Annotated in this window: 20 protein-coding genes; 13 read left to right on the top strand and 7 right to left on the bottom strand. The window is 65.4% G+C overall.

The annotated features are described in order from the left end of the window. Window positions 1-8: 8 nt before the first annotated feature. Both ACW14X_RS28065 and ACW14X_RS28060 read right to left on the bottom strand, forming a co-directional pair. Window positions 9-755: a helix-turn-helix domain-containing protein gene (locus ACW14X_RS28065; RefSeq protein WP_457164050.1), complete on the bottom strand. Its 747-nt coding sequence runs from the start codon at window positions 753-755 to the stop codon at window positions 9-11. Beyond that, window positions 752-955 carry a hypothetical protein gene (locus tag ACW14X_RS28060; protein ID WP_457164049.1) on the bottom strand — a complete coding sequence of 68 codons (204 nt, stop codon included), beginning with the start codon at window positions 953-955 and terminating at the stop codon, window positions 752-754. Before ACW14X_RS28060 ends, ACW14X_RS28065 begins: the two co-directional genes overlap by 4 nt. 122 nt (window positions 956-1077) lie before the next feature. Between ACW14X_RS28060 and ACW14X_RS28055 the strand changes: the two genes are divergently transcribed. The 7 genes from ACW14X_RS28055 to ACW14X_RS28025 all read left to right on the top strand — a co-directional run bounded on the left by ACW14X_RS28055 (window position 1078) and on the right by ACW14X_RS28025 (window position 5903). After that, entirely contained in the window at window positions 1078-1344 is a 267-nt protein-coding gene (locus tag ACW14X_RS28055; RefSeq protein ID WP_457164048.1) for a hypothetical protein, read from the top strand. After that, window positions 1325-1828, top strand: a complete 504-nt coding sequence (locus ACW14X_RS28050; RefSeq protein WP_457164047.1) for a DUF6879 family protein — start codon at window positions 1325-1327, stop codon at window positions 1826-1828. The genes ACW14X_RS28055 and ACW14X_RS28050 overlap by 20 nt, the downstream gene beginning before the upstream one ends. Before the next feature lie 5 nt (window positions 1829-1833). Continuing rightward, a complete protein-coding gene (locus tag ACW14X_RS28045) occupies window positions 1834-2679 on the top strand; it encodes a helix-turn-helix domain-containing protein (RefSeq protein WP_457164046.1) in 846 nt (281 codons plus the stop codon). A 132-nt stretch (window positions 2680-2811) separates the two neighbouring features. Continuing rightward, window positions 2812-3738, top strand: coding sequence for a bifunctional DNA primase/polymerase (locus ACW14X_RS28040; RefSeq protein ID WP_457164045.1), 927 nt, complete (start codon window positions 2812-2814; stop codon window positions 3736-3738). After that, entirely contained in the window at window positions 3735-4061 is a 327-nt protein-coding gene (locus ACW14X_RS28035) for a hypothetical protein (protein WP_457164044.1), read from the top strand. The genes ACW14X_RS28040 and ACW14X_RS28035 overlap by 4 nt, the downstream gene beginning before the upstream one ends. Continuing rightward, window positions 4058-4909, top strand: a complete 852-nt coding sequence (locus ACW14X_RS28030) for a serine/arginine repetitive matrix protein 2 (protein ID WP_457164043.1) — start codon at window positions 4058-4060, stop codon at window positions 4907-4909. The genes ACW14X_RS28035 and ACW14X_RS28030 overlap by 4 nt, the downstream gene beginning before the upstream one ends. Next, window positions 4899-5903, top strand: coding sequence for a ParB N-terminal domain-containing protein (locus ACW14X_RS28025; protein ID WP_457164042.1), 1005 nt, complete (start codon window positions 4899-4901; stop codon window positions 5901-5903). The genes ACW14X_RS28030 and ACW14X_RS28025 overlap by 11 nt, the downstream gene beginning before the upstream one ends. Window positions 5904-5920: 17 nt before the next feature. Here the strand turns inward: ACW14X_RS28025 and ACW14X_RS28020 are convergent, their stop codons facing one another. Then, window positions 5921-7096 carry a damage-control phosphatase ARMT1 family protein gene (locus ACW14X_RS28020; protein ID WP_457164041.1) on the bottom strand — a complete coding sequence of 392 codons (1176 nt, stop codon included), beginning with the start codon at window positions 7094-7096 and terminating at the stop codon, window positions 5921-5923. Window positions 7097-7232: 136 nt separating this feature from the next. Here ACW14X_RS28020 and ACW14X_RS28015 point away from each other — a divergent pair, with 136 nt between their 5' ends. The 4 genes from ACW14X_RS28015 to ACW14X_RS28000 all read left to right on the top strand — a co-directional run bounded on the left by ACW14X_RS28015 (window position 7233) and on the right by ACW14X_RS28000 (window position 11132). Further along, window positions 7233-7904 carry a cell wall protein gene (locus ACW14X_RS28015; RefSeq protein WP_457164040.1) on the top strand — a complete coding sequence of 224 codons (672 nt, stop codon included), beginning with the start codon at window positions 7233-7235 and terminating at the stop codon, window positions 7902-7904. A 12-nt stretch (window positions 7905-7916) separates the two neighbouring features. Beyond that, window positions 7917-9101: a M23 family metallopeptidase gene (locus ACW14X_RS28010; protein WP_457164039.1), complete on the top strand. Its 1185-nt coding sequence runs from the start codon at window positions 7917-7919 to the stop codon at window positions 9099-9101. Between the two features lie 7 nt (window positions 9102-9108). After that, complete coding sequence (locus tag ACW14X_RS28005) at window positions 9109-9543, top strand: hypothetical protein (protein ID WP_457164038.1); 435 nt, start codon at window positions 9109-9111, stop codon at window positions 9541-9543. Window positions 9544-9683: 140 nt separating this feature from the next. Beyond that, a complete protein-coding gene (locus ACW14X_RS28000; RefSeq protein ID WP_457164037.1) occupies window positions 9684-11132 on the top strand; it encodes an AlbA family DNA-binding domain-containing protein in 1449 nt (482 codons plus the stop codon). Window positions 11133-11218: 86 nt separating this feature from the next. On the opposite strand, the gene ACW14X_RS27995 is transcribed toward ACW14X_RS28000, so the two are convergent. From ACW14X_RS27995 to ACW14X_RS27985, 3 genes are all read right to left on the bottom strand, one after another. Continuing rightward, window positions 11219-12073: a hypothetical protein gene (locus ACW14X_RS27995; protein WP_457164036.1), complete on the bottom strand. Its 855-nt coding sequence runs from the start codon at window positions 12071-12073 to the stop codon at window positions 11219-11221. A gap of 94 nt (window positions 12074-12167) precedes the next feature. Next, window positions 12168-13013 carry a hypothetical protein gene (locus ACW14X_RS27990; protein WP_457164035.1) on the bottom strand — a complete coding sequence of 282 codons (846 nt, stop codon included), beginning with the start codon at window positions 13011-13013 and terminating at the stop codon, window positions 12168-12170. Between the two features lie 196 nt (window positions 13014-13209). Continuing rightward, window positions 13210-13449: a hypothetical protein gene (locus tag ACW14X_RS27985; protein WP_457164034.1), complete on the bottom strand. Its 240-nt coding sequence runs from the start codon at window positions 13447-13449 to the stop codon at window positions 13210-13212. Between the two features lie 90 nt (window positions 13450-13539). Between ACW14X_RS27985 and ACW14X_RS27980 the strand changes: the two genes are divergently transcribed. Further along, on the top strand, window positions 13540-13767 hold the full coding sequence (locus ACW14X_RS27980; protein ID WP_457164033.1) for a hypothetical protein: 228 nt from the start codon (window positions 13540-13542) through the stop codon (window positions 13765-13767). 240 nt (window positions 13768-14007) lie between these two features. Further along, window positions 14008-14346, top strand: a complete 339-nt coding sequence (locus ACW14X_RS27975) for a single-stranded DNA-binding protein (RefSeq protein ID WP_457164032.1) — start codon at window positions 14008-14010, stop codon at window positions 14344-14346. Window positions 14347-14421: 75 nt separating this feature from the next. On the opposite strand, the gene ACW14X_RS27970 is transcribed toward ACW14X_RS27975, so the two are convergent. Then, window positions 14422-14775: a hypothetical protein gene (locus ACW14X_RS27970; protein WP_457164031.1), complete on the bottom strand. Its 354-nt coding sequence runs from the start codon at window positions 14773-14775 to the stop codon at window positions 14422-14424. Window positions 14776-14848 lie beyond the last annotated feature (73 nt).

The raw sequence follows: 14848 nt of genomic DNA, 5'->3' as shown, positions 1-14848 counted from the left end.
ATCGGCACTCATTCGAAAGTCCCGATCAGTTCAGCCGCACGCGCGGCGGCCTCGTCGATGGCGGCTTGGTCTGCCAAACAGACTCGGAGGCAGGATGCAGCGACGATGGCCTCGATGGGCTCGTTGATCCGATGTCCGTTTGAACGCATGCCGATCACGACCTCGACCAACTGGAGGAGCAACGTGCCGAGGAGGTCTGCGTCTGGGGTCATCGCGACCTTCGGACGGACTGCCACCACTTGAGCCCCGAGTCGTGCGTACGCAGCCCGGAGCTCATCGCGGGCGGCCCCGAACGGCTTGAATGCCTCCTTGCGTTGCACCTCCGGCAGCCGGCTGAGGACGCCCGCGTTGCGTGGTGCGGTGGCAAGGGTGCGTACGTCGAGCACGACCAGCAGGTGCAGCAGCACCTCAGGTCCGGCGTCGGACTCGGCTCCGAGGATCTCGATCTTCTCGATTCTGTCGAGCGTGGGCCGGATCGAGCGTTGGAGCAGCTCGGCCAGGATCTCTTCCTTGCCTGAGGGGAAGTGGTAGTAGATCGAGGCCTGTCTGATCCCGACGGATTCGGCGATGTCCCGGGTCGAGGTCGCGGCGAAACCCCGGCCCACGAACAAGCCTGCGGAGACATCGAGGATCTCCTCGCGCGGTTCCATCCACGGCCGCCGTTCACCCGCCATCTGGGGCAGTACGCGTGGGCGACCCGCACGACGTGCGATCAGCTCACCGCGCTGGATCGTCGAACCCTCGGTGCTCCTCATCGGGCCGCCCCAGGACTCAGCCGATAGAGACCGTCGAGGACCGCCTGCAGCAGGTCCCTGTCTTCCACCGAGACCACGAAGCTCTCGGGCTCAGGGATGCAGGACTGCCCGACGATACGTCGTGGCAAGACCGCCGCTCGGTCCGAGATCTCCGCGTCAGCCCGGATGCGGCCGAGGTGGAGAGGCATCGCGTTGCTCATGTCTGCTGACGCTAGATACGTCGGTGCACCCGACGGAACGAAGTTGCTCAAGGTTGCTTGACCTCGGAACAACAGCCGTGCAAGCCTGGGAGCCCGTCGCAACCGATTCAGGGGGACTTCACATGAGTCACGACCCGGGCAACGATGACGACCTCACCGTCTCCTTCTACTGCAAAGACCCCAACTCACAGGGCGATCAGCTCTGTGAGACGTTCTACGAGACCGACCGCGGCTCCTGGATCGTCCAGGCCAAGATCCGTGGAACAGGGGTGCGGGACCAGCTGATCGGGCTCGCACCAGACGAGACGTTCGGTGAGATGTCTGGTCGCACCGTTGACGCCTTCGTCAAGAAATACGCCAAGGAGCGCTATGGAGTTGATCTCGGCTGAGCGCCGCGCCGAGCTTCTGTTCGGGCAGCCCGCCCAGGAGATCCGAAAGCTCGAAATCCACGACCACTACGGCGTAGACCAGGCCCTCTTCGACGCTTGGCGATCAGGCGACCACGAAACGGTCACGAAGACGATGGCGGCACACCGGAACGACAGCCGGCAGCGTGAAGCCAACGGCTTCGCATACCGACGGGTCAGGATCGTCTCCGAGCCCCTGTCTGAATACCAGCGGATGGCGATCGAGATCGCGAACCCCGACGAACAGCTTCGCTGGCTCCCGCGATCCAAGGTGTCGGCGTTGCCGTTGCCCGGAAACGATTGCCTGATCCGCAACGACCTGGTCCTGTTCATCCTCCTGGACGGTGCCAACCAACAGGCCGGCACCCAACTATCGACCGACCCCGCCGTGATCGAGTTCTGTAACGACGCGTTTGAGAAGGCGTGGTCGCTGGGGACTCCGAACGGCGACTACACGGCGCCCTGACAAGCATGTCTGGCGAGCGACCGTCCGAGTCGGCGAAACGAGCCTTTGGGACCCGCCTCAAGGAACTGCGGTTGGACGCCGGACTCAGCGGCGTCGACCTGGCGCACCGCTACGGCTGGAACAAGTCCAAGGTCTCGAAGATCGAGCACGGACTCCAGAGCCCCAGCGACGCCGACATCAGAGCCTGGGCCGATGCCTGCCAGGCAGGCGAGCAGATCGCGGAGCTGATCGCGCTCAGCCGTGAGGTTGAGCAGATGTGGACCGACTACAAGCGTTCACATCGAGCAGGCATGAAGAACATCCAACTCAAGCCGACAGATCTCTTCGCCAGCTCCAAACTCATCCGCGTCTACGAGTCGCTGTTCATCTCCGGCTTCCTGCAGACGCTGGACTACGCAAAGGCCCAGTTCACGATCCATGCCAACCTGCATGGACTCCCGTTGGAAGACGTGGACGAGGCCGCCGAGAACCGCATGGACCGCAAGCGGTTCCTGGGAACGGGCCAGCCGAGGTTCGCGTTCCTCATGGAGGCCTCGGCGCTGTACAACAACACCGGTGGCGCGGAGGTGATGAATCGCCAGCTCGACTACCTCCTGGAGGCAGATGGCCTCCCGTATGTCTCGATCGGCATCTTGCCGCCTGGGCGACAACGGACGCTGTACCCCGGCGAGGGGTTCTACCTGTTCGACGACTCGCTCGTCAGGCAGGAGTTCTGGTCCGGCGCCTTCAAGACCTCGCGGCCCGAGAACGTCGCCTATTTCGTACGTGTCTTCGACGCCCTCCGCGCACAGGCCGTGTTCGGCTCCGCGGCCCACCAGGTGATCAACGAAGCGCGCCGCCACCTTGAGTGAGCGGCCCTTCTCACTTTCCGCAGGAGCATGGGTCTGACCTGCGTTAACGCCGGTTGCTCCCCCGCACGAACACCGATCAGAACCACCAACTCGGCAAGGAACTAGGTAACCGCGCCGACAACAGTCGAGGGCATGAACGACTCGACGACGCACCCATCGCCCCGAGTGGCTACCGCGTTCCGCGATGCTGCTCGTCGCAACGATCTTCCGAGCGCTGCGACCACGCTCGCGCTCGCCGGCGTACCGGTCTTTCCCTGTGTCCGTGGCGACAAGCGGCCGCTGACAGCGCACGGGTTCCACTCCGCGACGAGCGACCCACGCCAGGTGCACCGGTGGTGGTCACGGATGCCAGAGGCGAACATCGGCATACCTACGGGGGCCGTGTCGGGGTTGGTCGTGGTCGACGTCGACGTACACCGCGGTGGAGACGGCTTCCGCAGCTTCTCTCGAGTTACCGAGATGGGCATCACCAGGAGTTGGGCGTGGATGGTGCGTACGCCGTCAGGTGGCATGCACGCATACTTCGCGGCTACCCCCGGGGTCGAACAGCCTTGCTGGTCGGTCCCGTCCAGGCACATCGACTTCCGGGGTGATGGCGGCTATATCGTCGCGCCGCCGTCAGCGGTCACGAGGTCGGACGGGAGCTCGCGGCCCTACTCGCTCACGAGCTTCGGACCTCACCCTGGGACCGTCGACTCGGTCGGGCTGAACCACACCCTCGCACCACCCAGACCGCCAGCCAACCGGAACGGCCCGCCGTTGGGGATGCCTGATGCGGAGGGCTCACCCGAGCGCCTCGCTGCTTGGGTGGCGCGTCGTCCTGAGGGCGGCCGCAACCGCGGACTTTTCTGGGCCGCCTGCGTGATGGCCGAGACCGGACACGACTTCGCACTGACCTCGCAAGTGCTTGGCGACGCCGCCCAGGCCGCAGGCCTCCCGGCCACCGAAGCGTCCCGAACGATCAAGTCGGCGTACAGAACCGCCAGCAGGCTCGGACCGAACAGCGACCCTGCGAGCCGCACGGGCCCTACGACGAAGAATGAAGGAGTAGCGATATGAGCACCGAACCTGCTCAGCAAGGGGACGAGCGCGACAGCGAGCCTGCACCGCTGGCGGTGCACCGCGACCCGTCCAGGCAACTCACGGAGTCGAGGCCGACGCAGATCTCCAAGAGTGGGGTCGCGTGGGTTCGTCCCAGCGATCTCCCCACGCTGCTCGGCGGACGATTGATCGGCCGGGGTCTGGATCTCAAGGCCGATCTCGTACGCCGCGCCAACCGCCGAGCTCAACCGCTGGCGCCGCGGCCGCGCACCAGCAGGACCGCAATCGCCGACACCCAACCACCCTCGATCACACACCGCACCGAAGGGATCTCGCTATGAGCCTGGACTTCACTACGCCCGGTGGCCTCCGGATGCTCCTCACGGAGCTGCATTACGCTGAACCCGGCGCTTGGCGACACGACCCCGATGCCGCGGCGCTGATGGAGTACGCGACCGAAAAGTACGGCAGTCTCGCGACCAAGCACGGCCTTGAACCCGACGACGCCGCGTACGCAGCCTTCAACGTGCTCAGAACCGACGCCGTCCGCCATGCTCACGACCCCTGGGCGGCCACCACCCGAGCCGTGCAGGTCGCCCTCATCTACGACGAGCGCGCCAACGGACTGCTGTGCTCCACCCATCAGGCCCGTCGCGCCGAGATCTCCGCCCACCACGACGCCGAACGATTCGGCGACCACGAGACCTCGCTCCTCGACTACCACCCGGCTTTCCGGGTGCCGGCCGACCTCGACCACATCGACGAGGACGTCGAGGAACGGACAACGACGAGCGTTCATGACGCATTCGAGATGACCGTGGACCTCTTCACCGCCCTCGGCTGGCCCGAGCACGCCATCCGGCACGCGATCACCTACATCTCCTCGCGACTCATGGAGTCAGGCAACCGAGCCACGACCCATGAAGGACTCCGCAAGGACAAGCTCGCACTACGCGCACTCGACCTGACCCAGTCCAGCTGGTCGACCTTGCTCACCACCGTGCTCGGCAACCCTGGGCCCGACTACGAGCACACCCGGCATGGCCACGGTGTCTGGTACCGATTCCTCCTCGGCGAGACTCCGACCGACCTTATCGGCGAGGACGAACTGGTGCGCGCCGTCTCGACCACTGCCCCCACCGTGGATCCGCAAGCTCGCCTGGAGAAGGTCCTTGCCGATGTCTCCTGAAGCCCACACCGAGCGCGCTCTCGAGGCGATCACCGTCGGCGTACGCCACCGCCGAGACCTCGGCGATCTCGATGAGCTCGCCCACTCCATCAGCGAGATCGGCATGCTCCAACCGATCACCGTCACACCCGACGGCATCCTTGTCTGCGGCCATCGCCGCCTCGAGGCCGTACGCAGCCTCGGCTGGCGCACCATCAAGGTCTGGATCCGCTCCGGCATCTCCAACCGCCTTACCGAGCTCCTCGCCCAGCAGGACGAGAACAGCCTCCACAAGCCGCTCTCCCCCACCGAGCAAGCCGACCTCTACGCCGAGTTGAAGTCCCTTTACGCCGAGGACACCCAGCGCCGCCAAGAAGCCAGTCGCTTTGGCGGTGATGGAGAAGCCGTGAGCACCGGTGCGTCCTCGGGCGGAGACAACGGTTCCGGTGACTCACCGGAACCGCCGGCCAACACCCGCGAAGCCCGCTACCAGGCAGCCAAGACGGTCACCGGATCCGGCTCCTATCAACGGCTCGACCACATCAAGTTCCTCCAGGCCGTCGCGGCAGACTCGTTCCAACCGCCGACGGTGCGTGACTTGGCCACCGCCGAGCTTGCGGCCGTCGACGCCGGCGGCCCTGTCGAGCCCGCCTACCGAAAGGTCCAAGCAGCGATCGAGCTCGCCGCCCACCCAACCCCTGAAGGCGACAGCCTCGACCGTCTCGCGGCCGAGGCGCTCGAGCGGGTACAGCAGACCAAGGCACGGCGAGGCACTCGCACGTCACCGAAGCCGGTGGATGAGAGCGGGTCGCCAGATCTGAAACACCGCACGCTCCGCTCCTTCCTCCTCACGTGGGGGGAGCTCGAAGGCTGGTCGGCGCACTACGCCACGGATCGGCTGGCTCGCGATCTCTCTGACGCGGAGTACGCGCGGTTCGACAGCGTGATCGCGGAGTCCGTCGCCTTCCGCGATCGACTGAACGCTGCTCGCCAGGCACTCAACGAGACGGCCTGAGGAGTTCCCCCCAGGCCTCAGATCCGGGCTTGGATCACCGCATGAGTCCCGTCGGTGCGCCAACCCGGTTTGCGCGTCTCCAGGAGTCGGAGGCGATCCTCCGGGATCCCGACGGCCAGGTCGGACTTCAGTGTCCGCAATGCCACCAGAGGCGCCGGGAAGTGCTCGACAAGTTCGGCGAAGCTCGTGGTGGGTGCCCAGCGCCGGTCGCGGACAAGTCGGCGATAGTTGAGGTCGCCCTTGACGATCACGAGATGGGACCTGCTGAGTTCTGCAGCGAGGTCGTCGGGGGTGTCGTGGAAGGTCAGCGGGCTGCACCAGAAGGCATGGGCTTGGATCTCGATCCGCCCATCGGCGATGGCATCCCCGATGCGTACCGCCATGTCGGCCGCTGCACTGGGGCCGGTGCTGAGGTGGGTCAGGATCGTGAGCAGATCGTGGACGGTCGCGTCAGAGACGAAGTAGGGCTGCGGCTTCAGGTGCAGGACCACGCGTGCTGCCCGGCGTGTGGCCAAGAGACGGTCGATGAGGAGAAGGTCGGAGACGAGCTCGCGACCGGCGTTGTCTGCGATCAGGTCCACCCTCGACGCGTCGCGCTCGTCCAGATGAGCCCAGACCTCGCCTGAGTCGTCGACGACGAGCTCGTCGACCGGCGCGGCGTCAGTCGCTTGGGGCTTGGACAGCCGGAACCCGAGGTCGGCCCGGTTCCCCCACAACGAAGCGAGCAGGGCACTGCGCAGCCCATCCGCTTCGGGCGCAGCGACGACGTCCGCAACCTGGGCAAGGTCACGGACGAGCTCGGGCGAGTCGAGCTCAGCATCCTTCTGTGGCTTGAACGGGTCAACACCGGCCCAAGGACCCGCACCGAAGTATTCGGTGGCCTCCAGCAAGAGTCGGTAGAAGTACGATTCCGCCCACAGGAACGGGATCTCTAGCCACGAGCGACCGACGTACGGCGCTGCCCATTCCTCCCACGCGGCTCGGTCTGTGGAAAGCTCTGTGACAGGCGGCACGACATCCTGAATCACCTCGGCAAGCCGGTCGAGATTGCGCTGAACGGCCGGCGGATACGAGACGCTCGAACGCACGTTCGCGATCAGCTCAGGGTGTCGACGCGTCAGGACGCCGTGGCCGAAGGAGTCCGGCTCGAAGGAGTCGATCTCGTCGGCGGTTGCGTTCTCGCGGGTCCCCATGTCGGGTTCCTTCCGTGTCTGGGTCGAGGTTCTTCTCCGGAGTCTCACACCCAAGGAAACAGGATCCGCCTGCGCATGCGCGACGGCGCAGAGAGCACACCTCCCTGCAGACCACTCGGACTGCTAGGAGACTTCGATGCTCGCTCCCCACCTTCCCAAGATCGCCCACCACAAGACAGCGGTGGCGGTTGCCGTGGCCATCGCCGCGCTGTGCGGTGCGGGAACGGCGTTTGCGTTCATCGGCGATGGGACTGATGTCGAACCCCAGCCGCGGCGTCCGACTTCAGGAGATCATGCGGTCAGCTCGCCTCGTGGTGGCACCCTCGAGGACCAGGTCGCCAGGACCGCAGACCCCGACGCGTTCGCGATCTCCGTGGCACAGGTCTTGTTCGCCTGGGACACGACCGCGTCGGTGCCGCTGAACGAGTACGCCGGCCGTCTGCTCGCTGTCGCCGATCCCAGCGGCGAGGAGTCCGCCGGCCTGGCTACGGATCTGACGACGTATCTGCCGTCAGCCGAATCGTGGGAGGACCTCAAGACGTACGAGACCCGACAGTGGATCGACATCGACTCCTATGAGGTCCCTGCCGACTGGAAGAGCGCGGCAAGCGACAGCGGGTCCTCCGAGATTGCTCGCGGCACCACTGCCTACACGATCACCGGACTCCGCCGCCGCTCCGGCATCTGGCAGGGAGAGACCGCAAAGACGGTCGATGAGGTCTCCTTCACCATCTTCATGACCTGCAAGCCGACGTACGAGACCTGCCGCCTGCTTCGCCTCTCACAGCTCAACAACCCCTTGCAATGAGCGGGACAACAGATGCGCAGCGCGATCGTCGCCACCCTGCTCGTGGCCCTGCTTCTCTCCCCCGCTGCATGTCTCTCCAGCATCGCGGTGCTCGTTCGGGCAACAGCTCTTCCAGGCAGCACCTGCAGCGGTGGTCTCGAGATCGGCGACGTTCCCGATCGCCTCGCTACGCGCACGGCCGACGGCATCACCATCACCCTCGACCACACCCAGCTCACTCACGCCGCGACGATCGCCACTGTCGGCAGCCGAACCCCGGGCATCGGCCATGAGGGCGTACGAATCGCCCTCATGGCGGCCCTCACCGAGTCGAGTCTGCGAATGCTGGCCAACACCAGCGCATGGCCCGAATCCACCCGCTTCCCCAACGACGGCAACGGAGGCGACCACGACTCACTCGGCCTGTTCCAGATGCGGCCCCTCGCCGGCTGGGGCACCGTCGCCCAGCTCATGGATTCGACCTACCAGGCGCGCGCCTTCTTCGGCGGTAACAACGGCCCGAACCGTGGATCGCCGCGTGGACTGCTCGACATTCCCGGCTGGCAACAACTCCCACCAGGTGCTGCAGCCCAGGCGGTCGAGGTCTCCGCGTTCCCAGACCGGTACGCCCGCTTCGAGCCGGTCGCCGATGCGATCATCACAGCCCTCGCCCGCCGCAAGGACGATCAGCCGGCGAAGGCCGCTGAGACCAGCGCTGTCGTGTTCCCGCTCCCGAAGGGCACCTGGACCGCAACCAGTCCGTACGGCTGGCGCACCGACCCCGTCACCGGCGCCCGCTCGCAGCACACCGGCAACGACTACGCCGCACCGCTCGGCACCCCGGTCCTTGCCATCGGCGAGGGCACCGTGACTTACGCGGGCGCCCACCCCTCCGGCTACGGCCACCTCATCCTCGTCGACCACATCATCCGCGGCCGCAAGGTCACCTCCGGCTATGCCCATATGTACGGCAACGGCATCCACGTACGCGTCGGCGATCACGTCGCCGCCGGCCAGCACATCGCCGACGTCGGCTCCGACGGCAAGTCCACAGGACCTCACCTCCACTTCGAGATCCGACTCGACGACCGCTCGACCAACCCCACCGGCTGGCTCAACGGCTACAAAGGCCTTCCGGCCGCAGCCGCATCGGCGGGTGGATGCGGGGCAGTCGCGCCTGGACCTGCCAGCGCACCTGACTCCCATGTACTCCCATGAGAACCCCTTGACGACCGTGACGGTCGGTTCACTCCGAATCGACGTCTGGTACTGCGAGGATCGCCGCGACGACGACGGCGGAACGCGGCGCGCATACGGATACCGCATTGCCGACAACGACCCCGCCCACACTGCCTGCGAGCGCACCGACCTCGAGTCCGGAGTCGGATCCGACATCGACGTCCACGCAGCGCTGTCGACGCTGATCACCTTCATGACCGCCGCCGGCGAGGGATATCAGCACGCCATGACCAACCCGGGCTCCGACCCCGAGAGCATGCGCATGTTCCCCATCTGGGTGAACGAGGCGGCGTACTTGAACTCGGATGAACTGGCCATCCTCACGCTCGATTCCAACGACGTCACGATATCCCCGCCAACTGACACCGCGGGCGAACGAAGGCCTGTCCTACGGAGCACCCGGCTCGGAGGACTCGCCTAACCGTCTTCTCACCACCTGCCATGCGGTCATCAGCGATGAGATGATAGTGACACTCATCATGTCACTGTGGATAACTGTGTCATGAGTGTCGGTGCCCGCCGCTAGCGTTGTTCCAGCACGCAGCAATGGGGGGAACCACATTGATCGACTTCGACACCACCAGGCTTCCGTTCACGCTCACCGAATGGGCCGCGTTCATCGCCGCCATCGACAACGCGGCCCCGGAAGACGAATCGGACTGGATCGAGTTCAAGGCCAACCTCGACCTCCATGCCAGGACCGAGCGCCCGGTGCTGGCCAAAGCGATCGTCGCGTTCGCGAACCGCGAGGTCGCACGAGCGGCGCCACACCTTGGCGGGCACGCCGTGATCACCGTCGGGCTGGAGCCGGGTACGGTGATCGATGTTCGCATCGACCCTGCCGACCTGGCGAACTACCTCGAGCCCTACCTGGGCGACCCGGCGCCGCCGTGGTCGCCCCACTACGTCGACTACAAGGGCAAGCGCGTGCTGGTGGTCATCGTGGACGCGCCTCAGGCCGGTGATCCGATCTACTGCATCGCCAAGGCAGGGGGCGACCAGAAAAACGGAGTGCGGGCCGGCGATATATACGTACGCCATCACGGGAAGTCGGAGCTGCAGACGCCAGGCGACCTGCAGATGCTGACGGAGCGGATGCGGTCTCAGCTAGGACCCACGCTCGACCTCAATGTCTGCCCGGTGGTTGACGACGGTGTCCCTGTGGTCGACTTCCCTGCCACATGGCTGGATACCTGGATCTCTGCCGAGCGGCGCCGGCTCATGAAGCCACTCCTGCCCGAGCCCAAATCGACGCCCGATCGGTTCTCCACCCTCGGCAGGCTCGACTCCCTGTCGACGATGAGCCGTATGTCGAACTACCTGTCCGGCCTAGACATGACGAACCCGTTCGAGACGAAGCACGACGAGGACCGAACCGAGGAGGAGTACAAGGCCGAGGTCGCCCAGTACCTCGAGCGGTGCAAGAGCGCGCTCGCCCCGGTGATCGACGATCTCCGGAAGGCAGTGGCGCGACCGGTCGCGTTCAAGGCGCAGAATCTGACCGACGAGAACTTCCACCAGCTCGAGGTTCACCTGCACCTGGAGGGCGATGTCGAGGTCTTCGACGAGTCCCCGTACTTCAAAGGCCTGCACAAGTACGTGCCGGTGGAGGCAGCGCCACGGATGTGGGGCCCTTGGGTGGAGAACAAGCTGGTCCCGAACATTCCAGACATGGGTTACGCCAGGCACGAGATACCAGCCGGGGCGTTCTCCCAAGCCGGGGCGTTCCCCCAAGCAAGCCGTCGGCCGTATCCGCGGATCGTCAACGGCGGCAGCGCCGACATCACCTTTCCGCCCGTCGACCTTCGGCCCCACTCAGAATCGATGCTAGACACCGGTCTGCTCGTCGTTGCGGGTGATGACCTCGATGCCGATGTGACCTGCACCTGGTCGGCAACGGCGACGAATATCAAGGGTCGCACGACGGGATCGTTCACGATCCCGCTCTCACCGCTGCCGATCGATCTGGGGGCGTATCTCGAGTACGGATCACAGCTCAAGGTGAGCTAGGGGTCCGTGGCAGTCCTCGACTCGACACCAGACCGCCGAGACATCGGCGGGTGATGATCAGGCCGGTGCCTCGGGGCCCTGCCGGTCTAGGTGTCGGCGACGTCGAGCCGGCGGAGGATGTTGGCGAGAAGGATGACGGTGTCCGCAGCGATGCCGGCGTCGCGTCGCGTGGAGGTGTGGCGGTGCTTCACAGCCTCGGCGAACTCGGCCGTCTTGCGGACCAGGCCCCGCAGCTTCTCGTTCTCTGCACCCTCGAACTCGACCTCCACGTACCGTCCGATCCTCATATGAGTCCTGGGCACTGGAGGCACCTCTTCGCCCGGCCGAAGATGCCGGGCGGGGTCGTAGACCGTCGCGCTGAGGACTTCCATGAGAGCGATGCAGCGGCGGCCGACGTCGCTGTAATCGGCCGCGTTGGATGCGGACCGGAAGCGGACTCGGATGTCCTCGACAGCGTGATCCACAGCAGACCATCCGGTCTTGCCAGCCGGCGAGACCGGTTCCGCGGCCGCCGCGGCGAACCGCATGTCCTCGATCCGGTGGAGTTCCGCGAAGACGGGTTCGAAGAATCGTTCTAGGATCTCGCGGCGCGCCTGCCAACCGCCAGGCCCCGAGGCGTTCTGCTTGATCCAGTAGGTACGAAATCCATCGTAGTTACGCCACGGAAGATCCAGAGTGATGCCGTGTCGGGCGAGGACTGCGCGCAGCGTACGCAACGTGGCGGCGAGCTCCTCGTTGTCGAGCCGTTGGATCTCAGCCTTGGTGCCGTACTCCATCAGCTCACCGTGCACGAGCTGAGTGAGCGTGAGGGCAGTTTCAAGGTCGTCGTCGCCCGCGAGCGGCTGGGCACGCAGACGTTCGATCACATCGGTGCGCAGCTGGTCGACGTCGTTGAACCACTCGTCGCTCCGCGTCGGGGCGAACAGGTCATACAGATTCACAGGGTCCATCCTGGCGTCCCGGGGGCCGGGCCGCTCCTGATCGCCGCTGATCGCGCCCCTCCTGCCCCTGGTGCGGCGGAGCTGGCGCGGATTGTCAGTAGATGGCGATCGCGTCCAGCACCACGGCTGGACCAGTGATGTAGCCGTAGACGTCGTCCTCGGGCAGTTTGAGGCCCAAGTCGTTGCCGAGTTCTCGGACGATGTCATTGATGTTGAGCATCATGTGCCGCCGGATCAGGTACTCCCACCCGTGGAGCAACCAACGTTCGGCGGAGAGGAACCCTTCGTTGCCCTCGCTGATGAACTGAGTCACGCTTCCGAGCACCCGCAGATCGCCTTCGACCCTGTCGGCGGAGGCCGAGTCGACGAAGTGATCGGGCGCAACGCTGACGTAGACGCGCTGAGGAAGGTTGCTGCCGGTCAGCTCGACCAGGAGGGGTACCGGTACGAGGTGGTTCGACAAGTACGCATCCCTGAGCCCCTCCGCGACGCCAGGGAGATCGTCCAGGTTGAGATCCTCGATCGAAGTCATATCGAGGTCTGCACTTTCCATGGCCTGCCGAAGGATGAAGAACATCTTCCCGGCCAAGCTGGCGGCCGTGACCCGGGTGGTTCCCTCGACCTCGAGGAGGCTGTCCTTCGTCAGCACCGTGTCCGCGTCCGGGTTCGTCGTCACGTCCCCTTGGTGAACCAGCGCATCGATCACCTTGCTGGCGGTAGCCTTCTCACTGGGCTCCATCCGGTACGCCGACTGGAACTCGACATCCTGGCCAGCGTTGCCGCCGAGGCGGACTGGCCCGACGCCGACGCCGCCGGACGCCCCTCGTTTCGTGACCGTCTTCTCGACGATGTCGGCCTGCGTCGGAACCTGGATGCCGTGATACTCCGCCTGAGCCAGCAGTGACTCGCCATCGAGGTAGAGAGGGGATCGCAACGCCATAGCCGAATGCTCCCACGCGCCACCGACAGAACTGCCCAAGCGCGAAGTCGGTCAGACAGGTTTCTTACCTGCATCCCCTATGGGGCATCCGCTGAAGTCTGCGGCCACGGGGAAATGCGCGGCCCAGATCGACCAGGCCGGGGAACTCTCGCTGGTAGATCGCGGCGACCTGGTCGTTGGCGGCCGTCATGGCGAGCTACAACTGGTGCTGGTCGAGGTGCGCTCGGATCGGGCCCGAGACCTGCTGGCGCAGCGCGTGGCCTTGGCCGGCGCCGATGTTCTGAACGGCGTGGTCACTGCCGCGCCACCCGTCGCGGGTGGCGATGAACCCGAGGATGGCGTCGCGCTGCTGGCTCATGTAGTAGCGGCTGGCGGGTCGGTGCACCGACCAGAGCTGGACGAGCACCAGGAGCGGGAGCATGACGGCGCCGGCCACGGTCAGGAAGAGGCAGAAGAGCCGGCTGGCCAGCTGCCGGCGACGCGGAGGCGGCCGCCATGGAAGCGGTCTCGCTGATCGGAGCGTTCGATGAGCTCTGAAATCACCCGTGAGGTACGGCTCGAGGTCGCCTGCGACCTCGAGGACCTGGCCGGGGCCGACGGCCTCAGGCCCCACGATGTGGTCGCCGGGCCACCGCAGGGGTGGGCACGGTGGTTCGGCGACCGCAAACGACTGATCCCACTGCGAAGAAGACGGCCGGGCTGCGCCCGGAGCGACGTCACCAGCTGGTGCCAACAGCCCCACTCCCCCACCTGACGGTGGAATCCCGTGCTCCCGAGGCACCCACGATGACACGGCCGGAGAACCGGGCAAGGGCGGAACATGTCGCCTCCGGCGACCCTTGCCCGAACACTCCGGCCGCATGGGCGGCCTCTATCGGGAGCACGGGGTCCGAGTGGCCAACAGGGCCAGGAACGCCCCGGCTCGCGACCACGAGGTCACTGCCGGCAACCCAAGCGCCCGGTAGGGCCGCAACCAGTAAGGAGTGAAGAGATCATGCCGATCATCGTGTGCTTCGAAGGCCGGCTCGCGGCCGACCCCGAGCTGAACCAGACCCCCAACACCGGAACCTCTGTCGCGGAGGCTGTGGTGCTGATCAACCACGCGAAGAAGAACGGGGAGGAGTGGGTTGAGGGTGAGCCGACCCGGTTCTACCTCAAGGCGTGGAAGCGGCGAGCTGGGGCGCTCGGGTCGCTGGGCAAGGGCGCGAGCGTGGTCGTGGTCGGTCACGTAGAGACAGAGTCCTGGACCACCGACAAGGGAGATCGACGTTGGCGCGACACGGTCGTGGCCGACCACCTGGGCGAGACGGTCAAAGTTGCAGTGGCAGCCTGAACCGGAACAGTCACCTGAGAGCCGCACCTCCCCCAGGGGACCTGCGGCTCTCAAGCGATGAGGATGACCTGACCCTCAGGAGCTATTTCGCCTGCGTGAGTCCGCAGATGGTCGCGAATGGTCAAAGGTTGGTTTCCCGCTCAATAGGCTCAGGAGTTCAATTATCAAGAGAGCAGCAAGAGCCGCGAACCCTATCCCAGCAATAATGGCCGCGGGAGATACAACGGGTTCGTCAAATTCATAGAGAAACACCCCCAGATGGATGGCAGCCCCAACCCCGTATATGTACACCGTTCCCAGGCTGGCCTCAGAACTGGTTGAAATCATTCGCCATGCTTCAATCGCAGCGGAGACGAGAAGGAAGCTGACGACGACGAAGATCACGATCAGTTCGATGATTGATTCGGGCCAGCCGATCACGAGTGCCAACACAAGTGCGGTCCAGAGACGTCCTGCTAGCCCGAAGGACCTCAATAAGCGGTAGGTCCCGGTGTATGGCCAT

It is taken from the genome of Nocardioides sp. YJ-D4, from assembly GCF_054031495.1.
Note: the sequence above shows the minus strand (reverse complement) of the source record. Positions and strands in the feature narration are given on the sequence as shown.